Consider the following 15,669-nt stretch of genomic DNA (forward strand, 5'->3'; position numbering starts at 1 on the left):
TCAGCTGGCCTCGCGATAGGGATTACGCGGATCCTGCGTCCAGTTCATGTACGGCTTGCCCGTATCCTGCGCCTGCATCTCGATGCAGCTTTCCACCGGGCAAGTGATCTGGCACAGGTTGCAGCCCACGCATTCCTCCTCGATCACACTGTAGGCATGCGTGCCGTCAGCCTTCAGCGTGCTGGCAATGGCCTGGTGAGACGTATCCTCACAGGCTATGTGGCAACGCCCACAGCCAATGCACGCTTCCTGGTCGATATGGGCAACCGATTTATAGTTGATGTCCAGGTACTTCCAGTCGGTGGTATGCCCCACCGCTTGCCCGCGAAATGCTTCGATGTTGGCATGCCCATGCTGGTCCATCCAGCGCGCCAGGCCGTCCTTCATGTCCTCGACAATGCGGAACCCATGCAGCATCGCCGCCGTGCACACCTGCACGGCGCCGCTGCCCAGGGCCATGAACTCCGCCGCATCACGCCAGTTGCCAATGCCGCCAATGCCGCAAATTGGCAAACCGCGTGTTTCCGGGTCGCGGGCGATTTCCGCCACCATGTTCAGCGCAATCGGCTTGACCGCCGAGCCGCAGTAACCGCCGTGGGTGCTCTGGTCCCCCACAATGGGGTGGGCGACCATGCGGTCCAGGTCGACACTGGTGATGGAGTTGATGGTGTTGATCAGCGACACCGCATCGGCCCCGCCCCGGTGCGCGGCACGGGCCGATTGGCGGATGTCGGTGATGTTCGGCGTAAGCTTCACGATCACCGGCAGCGAGCAGTGCGTCTTGCACCAGCGGGTGACCATTTCCACGTACTCCGGCACCTGGCCGACCGCCGCGCCCATACCCCGTTCAGGCATGCCGTGCGGGCAACCGAAGTTCAGCTCGATGCCGTCGGCCCCGGTGGCCTCCACCAGTGGCAGGATGAACTTCCACGATTCCTCCACGCACGGCACCATCAGTGACACGATCAATGCGCGATCGGGCCAGTCCTTCTTCACCTGGGTGATTTCGCGCAGGTTGATGTCCAGCGAACGGTCGGTGATCAACTCGATGTTGTTGATGCCCTGCACCTGGCGGTTGGCGCCGTAGTGTGCTGAGTAACGCGATGACACGTTGACCGCCGCCGGGTCCTCGCCCAGGGTTTTCCACACCACGCCGCCCCAGCCGGCCTCGAAGGCGCGGACCACATTGTAGGCTTTGTCGGTGGGCGGCGCGGAAGCCAGCCAGAACGGGTTCGGTGCCTTGATGCCGGCAAACACAATAGACAAGTCGGCCATTTACGCTGCCTCCACGTTGAGCATGAGTCGGGCATGGATGGCTTCGGCGGCCAGCTTGCCGTGCTGTACGGCCTGGACGGTAAGGTCCTGGCCCAGGGCGGTGCAGTCACCGCCGGCATACACGCCCGGCAGGCTGGTTTGCAGGGTTTCGTCGACACGGATGCGCTCACCCTCGCGGACCAGCTGTGCAGCCACCGGGTCGCCGAGGCTGGCATCGTCGAAGCGTTGGCCGATGGCCTTGAAGATGGCATCGGCGGCCAGCTCGAAGGTTTCGCCAGTGTCGCGCAGGCGGCCGTCGGCCAGCTCGGTACGGGCGAAGCGCATGCCGCGCACCTTGCCAGCGTCATCCAGCAGTACGGCATCGGGGCGGGCCCAGGTGTGCAGGCGCACCTGGTTGGCCTTGGCAATGTCTTGCTCGTGGCCGGTGGCGCCCATGTCGGTGTGGCCACGGCGATACACCAGGTTGACGTCGCGGGCGCCCAGGCGGCTCATCTGCACAGCCATGTCGATGGCGGTGTTGCCGGCACCGATCACCAGGCAGCGGTCGGCCAAGGGCAGTTGGCTCAGGTCATCGGCCTGGCGCAGCTCGCGGATGTACGCAGTGGCGGCGAGTGAGCCGGGGGCCTCTTCATCGGGCAGGCCCAGCTGGCGCACCGCATTCAGGCCGAGGCCGAGGAACACCGCATCGTATTGGTCGCGCAGCTCGCCCAGGCTGAGGTTGCCGCCCAGGCGCTGGCCATGGCGAATTTCGATGCCACCGATGCCCAGCAGGAATTCCACTTCACGTTGCGCATAGTCGTCGACCAGTTTGTAGCGGGCGATGCCGTACTCGTTGAGGCCGCCAGCCTTGTCACAGGCCTCGAACACCACCACGTCATGCCCGTGCATGGCCAGGCGATGGGCACAGGACAGCCCGGCAGGCCCGGCACCGACCACGGCGATGCGCTTGCCGGTAGCCGGGGAACGCTTGAACGGGTGTTTGGTGAAGTGGGCGTTGTCCAGGGCGTAGCGCTGAAGCTGGCCGATCAGTACCGGTGCACACTCCTGCGCGTTGTTGCGCACGCAGGCTTGCTGGCAGAGGATTTCGGTGGGGCATACACGGGCGCAGCTGCCGCCGAGGATGTTGGCGGAGAGGATGCGCTCGGCGGCGCCTTGCAGGTTTTCGTCACTGATGCGGTGGATGAACGAGGGGATGTCGATGTCGCTTGGGCACGCGTTGACGCAGGGCGCGTCGTAACAGTACAGGCAGCGTGCGCTTTCGACGGCGGCCTGGCGAGCGGTGAGGGGTGGGGCCAGGTCGCTGAAGCGCTCGGCCAACTGGTCGGCACCGGCCCTTGGGCGCGGCAAGTGTTTCAGGGCGTCGATCACGGTTGTAGCCTCTCTATTTTTATGGGGGCAGGCGACAGGGGCCGCTTCGCAGCCCCAAGGGCCTTAACGCTGCACGGGCGTCGGGCGCTGATGCTCGGCCCTGCGTTCCAGCACCTCATACACCGACGGATACGCCGGCCGTTCCACATACCGCCCCGCGCCCGCTTCGGCACGCAGGTCGCCATCGGCCCACAGCACCTTGCCCTGGCTGATGGTGTGGCTGGGGATGCCACGCACGGTGCGGCCTTCGAAGATGTTGAAGTCCACCCGCTGGTGGTGGGTCTGGGCGGAGATGGTGCGGGTGCCCTGCGGGTCCCACAGCACCAGGTCGGCGTCGGCGCCAACGCGGATGGCACCCTTGCGCGGGAACAGGTTGAAGATCTTCGCCGTGTTGGTGGAGGTGAGGGCAACGAACTCATGCATCGACAAGCGCCCGCTGTTCACCCCGGCATCCCACAGCACCGCCATGCGATCCTCGATGCCGGCGGTGCCGTTGGGAATACGGCTGAAGTCGTCGCGGCCCATGGCTTTCTGCTCGGCGCAGAAGCAGCAGTGGTCGGTGGCGGTGGTGTGCAGGTTGCCCGACTGCAAGCCGCGCCACAGGGCTTCCTGGTGTTCACGCGGGCGGAACGGCGGGCTCATCACGTAGCCGGCCGCAGTGGCCCAGTCCGGGTCACGGTAGACGCTGTCATCCAGCAGCAGGTGGCCGGGCAGCACCTCGCCATACACCGGTTGCCCCTTGCCCCGGGCATAGGCAATTTCATCCAGTGCCTCGCGGCTGGAAACATGCACCAGGTACAGCGGCGTGCCGAGGGTTTCGGCAATGCGGATGGCGCGGCTGGCCGCCTCGCCCTCGACCTGGGACGGGCGCGACAGCGGGTGGGCTTCCGGCCCGGTCAGGCCTTGGGCCAGCAGTTTTTTCTGCAGGTGGTACACCAGCTCGCCGTTTTCGGCATGCACGGTCGGCACGGCACCCAGTTGCAGGCAGCGCTCGAAGCTGGCCACCAGGGTGTCGTCGGCGGCCATGATGGCGTTCTTGTAGGCCATGAAGTGCTTGAAACTGTTCACCCCGTGCTTGGCCACCAGCTCGCCCATCTCTTCGGCCACCTGCTCGCTCCACCAGGTGATGGCGACGTGGAAGCCATAGTCGCTGGCGCTTTTCTGTGCCCAGCCGCGCCAGGTGTGGAAGGCCTCCAGCAGCGATTGCTGCGGATTGGGGATGACGAAATCGATGATCGAGGTGGTGCCACCAGCAAGGCCCGCAGCGGTGCCGCTGAAGAAGTCCTCGCTGGCCACGGTGCCCATGAACGGCAACTGCATGTGGGTGTGCGGGTCGATACCGCCGGGCATTAGGTACTGGCCACTGCCGTCGAGAATCTCGCAGTCGGTCGGGGGTTCGAGGTTTTGCCCGATGGCGCGGATCAGGCCATCGGCACACAGGACATCGGCGGGGTAACTTTCTTCGTGGGTAACCACGGTGGCGCCACGGATCAACAGGGACATGCCGTTTTCCTCGCAGGCTGACCGGTCTGGGCCGGTTCTTGGAATTGTCACGGGTGCAGGGCGGGCAGGGCGGTTAATCCTGTCAGTCCTGACAAGATTCGAGGCTAGATGCTGATTGGTGATTCATCAAGGAAATTTTCCTATTATTTTTGTGGTTTTTAAGTGACTGATATTTAACGACTAATTATTTAATTAGCGCTGGTTTCGGGGCTTTCGGAGGTTTTTGACTTACTTGACAAGATGAAAATCTGGTCGAGATTTTTAAGCACGATTACGCGTGCGTACTCCGGCCATCGAGTTAGCCCGATGAGCAAACAACTAAAAGAAAATCTGGAGAAGGGCCCATGCAACAGAGCAGATCGGAAGTGGTCGAGCAAGATGGCCTGTTCGAACTGTCCGAGGGCAGTGATGTCCTCGACAGCCCGCGTTACAACCACGACATCGCGCCCACCAAAGTGCACCAGCGCACCTGGAACAAATGGCACATCACTGCCCTGTGGGTAGGCATGTCCATCTGCGTACCCACCTACACTTTGGGCGGCGTGCTCACGGCTTACTTCGGCCTCAGCGTGGGCGAGGCGTTGCTGGCTATCCTGCTGGCCAACGTGATCGTGCTGATTCCGCTTACCCTCAACGCGTTTCCCGGCACCAAGTACGGCATCCCGTTTCCGGTGCTGTTGCGCTCGTCCTTCGGCATCCTCGGCTCCAACGTCCCGTGCCTGATCCGCGCGGTGGTCGCGTGCGGCTGGTTTGGTATCCAGACGATGTTTGGCGGGCTGGCCATTCACCTGTTCCTCGGGTCGGTGTTCGATGACTGGAAAGCACTGGGCGGCACCGGCGAGGTGATCGGCTTCATGATCTTCTGGTGCCTGAACCTGTGGGTGGTGCTGCGCGGCGCCGAGTCGATCAAGTGGCTGGAAACACTGTCGGCACCACTGCTGGTGGCGGTGGGCGTCGGGCTGCTGTTCTGGGCGTTGCCGCACATGTCGATGACCGAACTGCTGGCCCAGCCACCCAAGCGTCCGGAAGGGGCGAGCGTGGTCAGTTACTTCTGCGCCGGGCTTACCGCCATGGTCGGCTTCTGGGCCACGTTGTCGCTGAACATTCCCGACTTCAGCCGCTACGCCCGCAGCCAGAAAGACCAGATTCTGGGGCAGATCTTCGGCCTGCCGCTGACCATGTTCCTGTTCGCTTCACTGGGTGTGGTGCTGACCGCTGCCTCGGCATCGCTGGTGGGCGAAACGGTGTCCGACCCGGTCAGCCTGATCGGCAAAATCCACAGCCCGTTCTGGGTGGCCCTGGCCATGGCACTGATCGTGATTGCCACGCTGTCGACCAACACCGCCGCCAACATTGTGTCACCGACTAACGACTTCCAGAACATTGCCCCTCGCCTGATCGGGCGCAGCCGTGCGGTATGGCTGACCGGCTTCATCGGTTTGGCGCTGATGGGGCATGAGCTGCTGAAAAAGCTGGGCTGGATCGTGTCCGACCTGAGCCTGGAGAGCGTGTATTCCAACTGGTTGCTTGGCTATTCCAGCCTGCTCGGGCCGATTGCCGGGATCATGGTGGTGGACTACTTCCTGATCCGTCGGCAGCAGCTGGACCTGCCCGGGCTGTACCGGGATGACGTGTATCCCGCGTGGAACTGGGCCGGGTTCGCTGCCTTTGCGTTGCCGGTGGCGCTTACGGTGATGGCCATTGGCAACAGCAGTTTCAGCTGGTTCTACGACTACGGCTGGTTTACCGGCTCGCTGCTGGGCGGGGGGCTGTACTACGTCTTCGCTGGCGTGGTGGCGCGCAATCCGGCGCGGGTGGCCAAGCCCCTGCCGTAAGACCGCGAAGAGGCCAGAGCAGAAAACAATAAAGCCTGAAGGAGAAACCTGTGAATCCAGTTCAAGACATCCTGAAGACCACCGCTCACCATGTCGACAGCACCCGTCTGTGGCAATCGCTGATGGACCTGGCTCGCCTCGGCGCCACCGCGAAAGGGGGCGTTTGCCGCCTGGCCCTGACCGACCTCGACCGCCAGGCCCGCGACCTGTTCGTGCAGTGGTGCGAGGCCGCCGGTTGCACGGTCAGCATCGACGCCGTCGGCAACATCTTTGCCCGCCGCCCCGGGCGTAACCCCAAGCTGCCCCCGGTGATGACCGGCAGCCATATCGACACTCAGCCTACGGGCGGCAAGTTCGATGGCTGCTTCGGGGTGATGGCCGGGCTGGAGGTGATCCGCACCCTCAACGACCTGGGGTTGGAAACCGAAGCACCGCTGGAAGTCGTGGTGTGGACCAACGAAGAAGGCTCACGTTTTGCGCCGTGCATGATGGGCTCGGGGGTGTTTGCCGGCAAATTCACACTGGAAGAAACCCTGGCCAAGCGCGATGCCCAGGGTGTGAGCGTTGGCGAGGCCTTGAATGCCATCGGTTATGCGGGCCCTCGTGCAGTGCTGGGCCACCCGGTGGGGGCGTATTTCGAAGCGCATATCGAGCAGGGGCCAATCCTCGAAGATCAGGCCAAGACCATCGGCGTGGTGCTGGGTGCCCTCGGCCAGAAGTGGTTCGATCTGACACTGCGTGGTGTCGAGGCCCATGCCGGCCCGACGCCCATGCACCTGCGCAAGGATGCATTGGTCGGTGCCGCTGCGGTAGTGGAAGCGGTCAACCGCACCGCCCTCGGCCATCAGCCCCATGCCTGCGGCACCGTAGGATGCCTGCAGGCATACCCCGGGTCGCGTAACGTGATTCCGGGTGAAGTACGCATGACCCTGGACTTCCGCCACCTGGAGGGCGAGCAATTGAATGCGATGATTGCCGAGGTGCGCGGGGTGATCGAAGCCACCTGTGCCAAGCATGGCCTGAGCCATGAACTGGTCCCCACGGCTGATTTCCCGGCGCTGTACTTCGACAAGGGCTGTGTCAATGCGGTGCGCGAGTCGGCCAAGGCATTGGGCCTGCCGCATATGGACATCGTCAGCGGTGCGGGGCATGACGCGATCTTCCTGGCCGAGCTAGGGCCGGCGGGGATGATTTTCGTGCCGTGCGAAAACGGCATCAGCCACAACGAGATCGAGAACGCCACGCCGGGTGACCTGGCGGCAGGGTGTGCGGTATTGCTGCGGGCGATGCTGGCGGCATCGGAGGCCATTGCCAGCGGGCGCTTGGCGGCCTAGCCTGGCGTGGGTTATGTGGCGTCTTTGAGATCGAGCGCCGGCCGCGCGGCGCTCGGTTTACGCGCCACCTCAAAATTCAAGGCTGGCACCAGTCAGCACCAAGCCTATCTCTTGGCATAAATCACCCAACAGCTACAAGACAGCCATCGCGGCCTATGTGATAGCGCTGCAGGTCCTGCGCCAGGGTCAGTTGCCCGTGGTAGTGGGCGAGGGCTTCGTCACGCACGTTATCGATATTCGGGCTGCGTCTGGGATCGCTCTGGTAGCGGGCGCTGAAGTGCGTCAGCACCAGGTTGCGCACGCCTGCCGCTTCGGCAAAGCGCGCTACCGCTGCTGCGGTGCTGTGGCCGAAGGTAACCCCGGTGCGCTCGACCACTGCCTGGGTGAACGTGGCTTCGTGCACCAGCACATCCGCGCCTTTGGCGGCATCGGCCAGCAATTCGGGGTTGTCGTTGTCCCCGCACACGATCACCCGGCGCGGCGGGCGCGAAGGGCGCAAGTAGTCGTTACCGTCGAGCCACTGCCCGCCATGCTGCGTCTTCAGGCCTTTGGCCAGCTCGCCCCACAGTGGACCGCGTGGAATGCCTTCGGCTTCCAGGCGTTGGATGTCCAGGCGCGGCTCGGGGTTGAGTTCGGTGAACACGAAAGCGACGCTCGGTACCCGGTGTGACAACTGCACGGTGGTCACTTGCAGGGTCTCGCTGCGCCATTCGGCTACGTCCTCCACGGCCAGCAGGCGCAGTTCGAAGGGCAGGAAGGTGTCGCTGGCCAACAGGCCCTGACGTACCCAGTCATGCAGTGCGGCGGGCAAAATCAGCTCCAGCGGCCGGGTGCGCCCGCTCATCCCGGCACTGGCCAGCAAGCCTGGCAGGCCAAAGCAATGGTCGCCGTGCACATGGGTGATGAAAATGGCACGCAAGTCACGGATCGACAGTGGCGTGTGCAGCAGTTGATGCTGGGTGCCTTCGCCACAGTCGACCAGGTACCAGTGGCTGCCACTGGCTTCGATCACGGCAGTGGCGGTGACGTTGCGCGCCTTGGTCGGCACCCCGGCAGAGGTGCCCAGGAACAGCAGGTCCATGCTCAGGGCTCCTTGCTCGTACAGGCTGGCGTCATCGAAGCGCGCATCCTTCGAGTCGATAAAGGGCGCACACCTTAACCGGATTGCCGCAGGCCGTCGATGGTGAGCTAGTCTGCCTGCCGCCAGATGAGCTTGCTGGTGTCATAGCCTTGCTCCCGCGCGATGCTCAGCAGTTGCTCGCGTTGCTGGTCGGTGACCGCCGGCGTGCGCGACAGCAGCCACAGGTACTCACGGTTGGGGTGGCCGACCAACGCCACGCGGTAGTCCTTGTCGTGGTACAGCACCCAGTATTCGCCCTTGGTCAGGCCCGGGGCCAGCCGGCTGAACCAGTTGTCGAAGCGTACCCACAGCTTGTCGGTGCTGCCCGGTTGCTGGGCCTCGGCGACACCTTTGGCTTCATTCCACTGGCCGTCCTTTTCCTGGCAACGGTTGGTCACGTCGATGCGGCCATCGGCACGCAGCCCATAGTGCGCCTCGGACTGCACGCAGTTGCGCTGGAAGAACATCGGGAGCCGCGCCAGTTCGTACCAGGTGCCCTGGTAGCGTTGCAGGTCGACCTGCTGGGTACGCGGCGGCGCCGGGTGATCGTTACCGGCGCAACCGAGCAGGGCCAGGGTGATGCAGGACAGCAGCAATGGGGTGCGTAGTGCCATGGCGAAACTCCTTGGAACGGATGGGGGCTTACCTGTGCTTCGATGCGGGCGCGGGGCAAAAGTTGTACGGGATTGTGGCGGAGGGTGTACATAAGTCCCCGTCGAACGATTACAACCAGTAGGTCACCGCCCACCACCCCAGCCCACCCATGACCACTGTGTAAGGCAAAGCCATCCACACCATCCTCCCATACGACAGCCGTATCAACGGCGCAATCGCCGAGGTCAGCAGGAACAGGAACGCAGCCTGGCCATTCGGTGTCGCCACGCTGGGCAGGTTGGTACCGGTATTGATCGCCACCGCCAGCGTCTCGAAATGCTCGCGGCTCATGCCGCCATTGAGAAACGCCTGCTTCACTTCGGTGATGTAGATGGTGGCAACGAACACGTTGTCGCTGATTGCCGACAGCAGGCCGTTGGCCAGGTACAGCATACCTGGCTGTTGCTCGGCAGGCAGCGTCAGCACCCAGCTAATCAAGGGACTGAACAGTTGCTGCTGATGAATCACTGCCACCACGGCGAAGAATACCACCAGCAAGGACGTGAACGGCATGGCGTCCTGGAAGGCACGGCCCAGGCGGTGCTCATCGGTGATGCCGGTAAAGGCCGTGATCAGCACAATCACCATCAGGCCGATCAGACCAACTTCGGCCACGTGCAGCCCCAGGCATACGATCAGGATCAGCGCAGCCAACCCTTGCACCCACAGCGCCAGGCGCTGGGCCTGGGTGCGCGCCGCGTCGTCTTCGGCCGCATAGGTGGCCAGCACCTGACGCACGGGTTCAGGCATCAGCGTGCCGTAGCCGAACAGGCGAAGCTTCTCCAGCAGCACGCAAGTGAGCAGGCCGGCACCCAGTACCGGCAGCGACACGGGCGCCACCTTGAAGAAGAAATCGGCGAAGTGCCAGCCCATTTCATGGCCGATCAGCAGGTTCTGCGGCTCGCCCACCAGCGTGCAAACACCGCCCAGGGCAGTACCCACCGCGCCGTGCATCAGCAGGCTACGCAGGAAGGCGCGGAACTGGTCGAGGTCTTCGCGGTGCAATTGTGCCACTTGCTGATCGCTATCGAGCGCGCTGTCTTCACGCGGGTTGGCCCCGGAGGCGACACGGTGGTAAACGGCGTAAAAGCCAACCGCAGCGCTGATGATCACCGCCGTCACGGTCAGCGCATCGAGAAACGCCGAGAGGAATGCCGACAGCACGCAGAACAGCAGCGACAGGACCGCTTTCGAGCGAACGCCCAGCAGGATGCGTGAGAACAGGAACAGCAGCAGTTCCTTCATGAAGTGGATACCGGCAACCATGAACATCAGCAGCAGAATCACCGGGAAGTTGTGCTGCAGTTCCTCGTACAGCGCCTGTGGCGTGGTCATCTGCAACAACAGGGCTTCGATCAGCAACAGGCCACCGGGCATCAGCGGGTAGCACTTCAGCGCCATGCCCAAGGTGAAAATGAACTCGAGCACCAGCGCCCAGCCGGCGGCAACCGGACCAAGGGTGACCAACAGCAGTGGGTTGAGCACCAGGAACAGGCAGATGACCGCCTTGTACCAAAGCGGCGACTGGCCCAGAAAACTGTGGGCGAGGGCGCCGGTCGGGGAGCGTGACATGTATTTGTATCCTTATAATTCGGCGATGGCGCACGGTGCCGGATCGGCGCGTCTTAGGCAAGGCGTGCAGTCCCGTTTTTGGCACAAGTGCGGTCATCGGGCTGGGTTACCATCCGAGCCATGAACCCTTCACCCGCAGGAGTGCCGCCCGTGACCGAGTACAGCGCATTCAAGGTCGAACTGACCGACAACATCGCCCACGTTCAGATCAACCGCCCGGAAAAGGTCAACGCGATGAACGCCGCCTTCTGGGAGGAGATCATTGAAATCTTCCAGTGGATCGACGACACCGATGCGGTGCGCGCGGTGGTGATCAGCGGTGCCGGCAAGCATTTCTCCGCCGGTATCGACCTGATGATGCTGGCGTCGCTGGCCGGGCAGATGGGCAAGGATGTGGGCCGCAATGCGCGCTTCCTGCGCAAGACCATCCAGCGCCTGCAGGCCTCGTTCACTGCCGTGGACAAGTGCCGCAAGCCGGTGCTGGCTGCCGTGCACGGCTACTGCATCGGTGGTGCCATCGACCTCATCTCGGCCTGCGACATGCGCTACTGCAGCAACGATGCCCAGTTCTCGATCAAGGAAATCGACATGGGCATGGCCGCCGATGTCGGCACACTGCAACGTTTGCCACGTATCATCGGTGACGGCATCATGCGTGAGCTGGCCTTCACCGGGCGCAACGTTGCGGCGGACGAAGCCCTGCGCATCGGCTTGGTAAACCGGGTCTATGATGATCAGGCCGCATTGCTTGACGGGGTCTTTGCCATCGCCCGCGAGATTGCCGCAAAATCGCCGATCGCCGTGGCCGGCACCAAGGAAATGCTCAGCTACATGCGTGACCATCGCATTGACGATGGCCTGGACTACATCGCCACCTGGAACGCCGCGATGTTGCAGTCCGAAGACCTGCGTGTGGCCGTGACGGCACACATGAGCAAACAGAAACCGACGTTCGCCGACTGATCGGGCCGGGGGACGTGCAGTAAAGGAACCCCCGATATGTCAGCACGCTGGACTACCGCAGTACTCGACCCGCAGATCACCGGGGGGGTGGCCGTGGCCCGCAGCCCGGAAGGGTTTTTGGTGGACGACAACGGCGCGCTGTTCCCCCGCGACTGGCTCAAGCGCCAGGACCTCGACGTGCTGTGCGAGCACGGCATCGGTCATTTCGACGGCCAGCCGGTGTTCCTGCTGGAGCTGCGCAGCGCCGCCGACGTGCCCGGTTGCCACTGGCGTGGCCTGCGGGCATTCATGCTCGAAGGCGACTTCGACACCTACAAAGTACTGGGTTATGCCGCGCAGATCGGCACCTGGGCCCGCGAGCACCGCTTTTGCGGCAGCTGCGGTCAGGCCATGACGCAAATTCGCTGGGAGCGGGCGATGTATTGCCAGCCGTGCGACCTGCGCAGCTACCCGCGTATTTCACCCAGCATGATCGTGTTGGTGACCCGTGGCGATGAAATCCTGCTGGCGCGCTCGCCACGCTTCGTCACCGGGGTGTACAGCACCTTGGCCGGTTTTGCAGAGCCGGGTGAGTCGGCCGAAGACTGCCTGGTACGCGAAGTGCGTGAAGAAGTGGCGGTGGAGGTACAGAACATTCAGTACGTCGGCAGCCAGTGCTGGCCGTTCCCGCATTCGATGATGCTCGGCTTCCATGCCGAATATGCCGGGGGCGACATTGTGATGCAGCCGGACGAGATCGAGGATGCCAAGTGGTTCAGCGTCCACGACCTGCCGCCGCTGCCGGCCGGGCGCTCCATCGCCCGTTATCTGATCGATTTGTACGTTGCGCGTCGCTTAGGCCTGCCCGAACCAGTGCTGCCACGCTAGGCGCACGGTCAACGCCAGCACCACGGTGATGAACACCGGGCGGATGAACTTGCTGCCGCCGCTGATCGCCGTGCGTGCGCCGAAGAAGGCACCGACCATCACCGACAGGCCCATGCACAGGCCGACGATGTAGTCCACCTGCCCGGAAATGATGAACACCGTCAGCGCCGCGATGTTGCTGACGAAGTTCATGCTGCGCGCCACGCCACTGGCGCGGACCAGGTCGATGGGATAAAGCAGCAGGGTACTGACCGTCCAGAACGCCCCGGTACCTGGGCCGGCTACGCCATCGTAGAAGCCCAGGGTGAAGCCTTGTGGTACTTGCCACTTTTTCTTGATCGGCGCATCGGCATCCAGCGGTGCTTTGGGCGTGCCACCGAACAACAGGTAGATGCCACAGGCGAAGACGATCACCGGCAACATTTTGTTCAGCCATTCGGCGGGCATGTAGTGGGCGATGACGGCGCCGAGCAACGCCCCGGTCAGGGTGGCGAACAATGCCGGGCGCCACTGCGCCGGGTGGAAGAGTTTGCGCTTGTAGTAGGTGAAACCGGCGGTGGCCGAGCCGAACGTGGAACTGAGCTTGTTGGTGCCCAGTACCAGGTGGGGTGGCATGCCGGCGGTGAGCAGGGCCGGGGTGGTCAGCAGGCCACCGCCGCCGGCGATGGCATCGATGAAACCGGCGACGAAGGCGACCAGGGCCAGGATCAGCAGGGTGAGGGGTTCTACGGTGAGTTCGAAGGGCATGGGTTTTTGGCAGGTACAGGGAAGAAGGCCGGAGCGGGAATGGCCGCTCTGAAAGCCCGGGATGGTAATCCTCACGGGCCAGGGTTGCCAGCACCAGTTTTTATGGACGCTGACCGAGTTTTGTCTGCGCCAGCCCTTTCGCAGGCTCGCCCGCGAAAGGGCCGGTACAGAAAATCACGTCAGCTGCGAATAAACGCCAGCAAATCCGCATTGATCACATCGGCATGGGTAGTCGGCATGCCATGCGGGTAGCCCTTGTAGGTCTTCAGCGTGCCGTTGGGCAGCAGCTTCGCCGACAACACCCCGGAATTTTCATATGGCACGATCTGGTCGTCGTCGCCATGCATCACCAGCACCGGCTGCTGGATGCTTTTCAGGTCCTCTGTGAAGTCCGTCTGGGAAAACGCCACGATGCCATCGTAGTGGGCCTTCGCACTGCCGATCATGCCCTGGCGCCACCAATTGGCGATGATGCCTTCGCTGGCTTTGACGCCGGGGCGGTTGTAGCCATAGAACGGCCCGGCCGGCACATCCTGGTAAAACTGCGCCCGGTTGCTGGCCACCTGGGCCTGGAAGCCGTCGAACACTGACTTGGGCAGGCCGCCGGGGTTGCCGGGGGTTTGCACCATCAGTGGCGGTACGGCAGCGATCAGCACTGCCTTCGCCACCTTGTCTTCAGGGTGCCGGGCTATGTAACGCACCACCTCGCCACCCCCGGTCGAGTGGCCAACATGCACGGCGCCTTGAGTACCAAGGTGGGTGACCACGGCTGCCACGTCGTCGGCATAATGGTCCATGTCGTGGCCATCCCATACCTGGCTGGACCGGCCATGGCCACGGCGGTCGTGGGCGACCACACGGAAACCGTGGGCGAGGAAGAACAGCATCTGCGCGTCCCAGTCATCGGCGCTGAGCGGCCAGCCGTGGTGGAAGTGGATCACCGGTGCGTCGCGTGGGCCCCAATCCTTGTAGAAAATCTGCACCCCGTCCTTCGCGGTTACATAGCTCATGGTCGTGTCTCCTGTGTGTAGGAACCGAAGGGAGCTATTGAGAATAGGAGGGATTCAGACGCAGCAAGCGCCAGTCGTCTTCACGCGCGGTCGCGCAACCGGTACCAGGCCTTGGCGGCAGCTTCCAGCGGTGCGGCCAGCAGGTCGCCGCCTGGAAAGCTACCGTTGTCGATGCCTTGGTACAGCGCCAGCAGGTCCTCGTTGCCGAGAATGGCATCACTGACCGCCCGCGCTGCCGCCAGGGTTGGCAGTACGCCGTGGCCGGAGAAACCCTGCAGCCAGTAGCGTTGGCCCTCGTGGCCGACGTCTGGGGTACGCTGGATGCTGCAGTCGATATGGCCGCCCCAGGCATAGTCGATGGCCACCCCGGCCAGTTGCGGGAAGACGCGCTCCAGGTAGGGACGGGTGGCGCTGGCGACGTCCTTGGGGATACCGCCCAGATAGGTGCAGCCGCCACCAAACAGCAGGCGGTGGTCCGGCGTAAGGCGGAAGTAGTCGGGTACGAACTGGTTGTCGATCACGCAGCTGTTGCGCGGTAGCAGCGAACGAGCGAAGCCGGGGTCCAGTGGTGCGGTGGCCACCTGGTAGGAACCGACAGGTAACAGGCGGCGCGACAGGCCGCGGTCGAGGCGGTCGATGTAGGCGTTGCAGGCCAGCACCAACACGTTGCAGCGCACTTCGCCTTTGTCGGTTCGAGCAATGTAGCCATCGCCGGCCTGCTGGTAGCTGAGTACCTGGCTTTGTTCGTAGATATGGCCGCCAGCGGCTTCGATGGTGCTGGCCAGGCCCTGAGCCAGCTTCAGCGGGTTGAGGTGGGCACCTTTGGCGTCGTACAGCGCGGCCTGATAGCGCGGGCTGTCGATCCATTGCGGCAGCTCTTCTCGGCCGATCAGGCGCAGGGCGTCGTAACCCCATTTGTGTTCAGCCTCGTGTAGGGCTTCTTCAAGCAGTTTCACCCGGCGCGGTAGCACGGCGGTCCATAGGCTGCCCAGCCGGTAATCGATATCGAAGCCGTGGCGCTGGGGGAGGTCGCGCATTTCGTCAGCGGCCCAGCACATGCTGGCCCACAGCCGTTGGGTGCGTTCGGTGCCCAAGGCCTTCTCCAGCGGCGGCATGTCGCACGACCAGCCCAACAGCGCCTGGCCGCCGTTGCGCCCGGAGGCGGCCCAGGCCACGCGGCTGGCTTCCAACAGCGTGACGCGCTTGCCGGCCTGGGTCAGGCGCAGGGCGGTATGCAGGCCGCTGAAACCGGCGCCGATGATCAGCACATCGGTGTCGTGAGGGCCTTGCAGGGTCGGGCGCAGGGGGATACTGGCGGGGTAGGTCTGGGCGTAGTAGCTGGCGACGTGCTGGGCGGACTGCTTGAACATGCATAGACCTCATGAAAATTATTGTGATTATTTTCATGAAAACTTAGCAGG

At 63.5% G+C, this 15,669-nt stretch carries 13 protein-coding genes; 4 read left to right on the forward strand and 9 right to left on the reverse strand.

Going from position 1 to position 15,669, the window contains the following annotated elements:
• From preA to hydA, 3 genes are all read right to left on the reverse strand, one after another.
• Positions 1-1,275 (reverse strand): NAD-dependent dihydropyrimidine dehydrogenase subunit PreA, encoded by a 1,275-nt coding sequence (gene preA / locus D8767_RS10735; RefSeq protein ID WP_016711525.1) that lies wholly within the window; start codon positions 1,273-1,275, stop codon positions 1-3.
• Positions 1,276-2,643, reverse strand: coding sequence for an NAD(P)-dependent oxidoreductase (locus D8767_RS10740; RefSeq protein ID WP_016711524.1), 1,368 nt, complete (start codon positions 2,641-2,643; stop codon positions 1,276-1,278).
• A 63-nt stretch (positions 2,644-2,706) separates the two neighbouring features.
• Positions 2,707-4,146, reverse strand: coding sequence for a dihydropyrimidinase (gene hydA / locus D8767_RS10745; protein ID WP_025753444.1), 1,440 nt, complete (start codon positions 4,144-4,146; stop codon positions 2,707-2,709).
• A 344-nt stretch (positions 4,147-4,490) separates the two neighbouring features.
• Between hydA and D8767_RS10755 the strand changes: the two genes are divergently transcribed.
• Both D8767_RS10755 and D8767_RS10760 read left to right on the forward strand, forming a co-directional pair.
• Complete coding sequence (locus D8767_RS10755) at positions 4,491-5,981, forward strand: NCS1 family nucleobase:cation symporter-1 (protein ID WP_016711522.1); 1,491 nt, start codon at positions 4,491-4,493, stop codon at positions 5,979-5,981.
• 50 nt (positions 5,982-6,031) lie between these two features.
• Positions 6,032-7,315 (forward strand): Zn-dependent hydrolase, encoded by a 1,284-nt coding sequence (locus tag D8767_RS10760; protein ID WP_016711521.1) that lies wholly within the window; start codon positions 6,032-6,034, stop codon positions 7,313-7,315.
• Between the two features lie 121 nt (positions 7,316-7,436).
• On the opposite strand, the gene D8767_RS10765 is transcribed toward D8767_RS10760, so the two are convergent.
• The 3 genes from D8767_RS10765 to nhaB form a co-directional block, all read right to left on the reverse strand.
• Positions 7,437-8,396 carry a ribonuclease Z gene (locus D8767_RS10765; RefSeq protein ID WP_016711520.1) on the reverse strand — a complete coding sequence of 320 codons (960 nt, stop codon included), beginning with the start codon at positions 8,394-8,396 and terminating at the stop codon, positions 7,437-7,439.
• A 107-nt stretch (positions 8,397-8,503) separates the two neighbouring features.
• A complete protein-coding gene (locus D8767_RS10770) occupies positions 8,504-9,049 on the reverse strand; it encodes a lipocalin family protein (RefSeq protein ID WP_016711519.1) in 546 nt (181 codons plus the stop codon).
• A 109-nt stretch (positions 9,050-9,158) separates the two neighbouring features.
• A complete protein-coding gene (nhaB, locus tag D8767_RS10775) occupies positions 9,159-10,661 on the reverse strand; it encodes a sodium/proton antiporter NhaB (RefSeq protein WP_016711518.1) in 1,503 nt (500 codons plus the stop codon).
• Between the two features lie 150 nt (positions 10,662-10,811).
• Here nhaB and D8767_RS10780 point away from each other — a divergent pair, with 150 nt between their 5' ends.
• Together D8767_RS10780 and nudC are read left to right on the forward strand one after the other, a co-directional pair.
• Complete coding sequence (locus tag D8767_RS10780) at positions 10,812-11,624, forward strand: crotonase/enoyl-CoA hydratase family protein (RefSeq protein ID WP_016711517.1); 813 nt, start codon at positions 10,812-10,814, stop codon at positions 11,622-11,624.
• Between the two features lie 36 nt (positions 11,625-11,660).
• Positions 11,661-12,491: an NAD(+) diphosphatase gene (nudC, locus tag D8767_RS10785; protein WP_016711515.1), complete on the forward strand. Its 831-nt coding sequence runs from the start codon at positions 11,661-11,663 to the stop codon at positions 12,489-12,491.
• Here the strand turns inward: nudC and D8767_RS10790 are convergent.
• The 3 genes from D8767_RS10790 to D8767_RS10800 form a co-directional block, all read right to left on the reverse strand.
• Complete coding sequence (locus D8767_RS10790; protein ID WP_003251244.1) at positions 12,459-13,238, reverse strand: TSUP family transporter; 780 nt, start codon at positions 13,236-13,238, stop codon at positions 12,459-12,461. The genes nudC and D8767_RS10790 overlap by 33 nt on opposite strands.
• A 179-nt stretch (positions 13,239-13,417) precedes the next feature.
• Positions 13,418-14,248: an alpha/beta fold hydrolase gene (locus tag D8767_RS10795; RefSeq protein WP_016711512.1), complete on the reverse strand. Its 831-nt coding sequence runs from the start codon at positions 14,246-14,248 to the stop codon at positions 13,418-13,420.
• An 80-nt stretch (positions 14,249-14,328) separates the two neighbouring features.
• Positions 14,329-15,618, reverse strand: a complete 1,290-nt coding sequence (locus D8767_RS10800; protein ID WP_060709246.1) for an FAD-binding oxidoreductase — start codon at positions 15,616-15,618, stop codon at positions 14,329-14,331.
• Positions 15,619-15,669: the final 51 nt, after the last annotated feature.

This window comes from Pseudomonas sp. LTGT-11-2Z (assembly GCF_003691445.1).
Lineage (GTDB): Bacteria > Pseudomonadota > Gammaproteobacteria > Pseudomonadales > Pseudomonadaceae > Aquipseudomonas > Aquipseudomonas monteilii.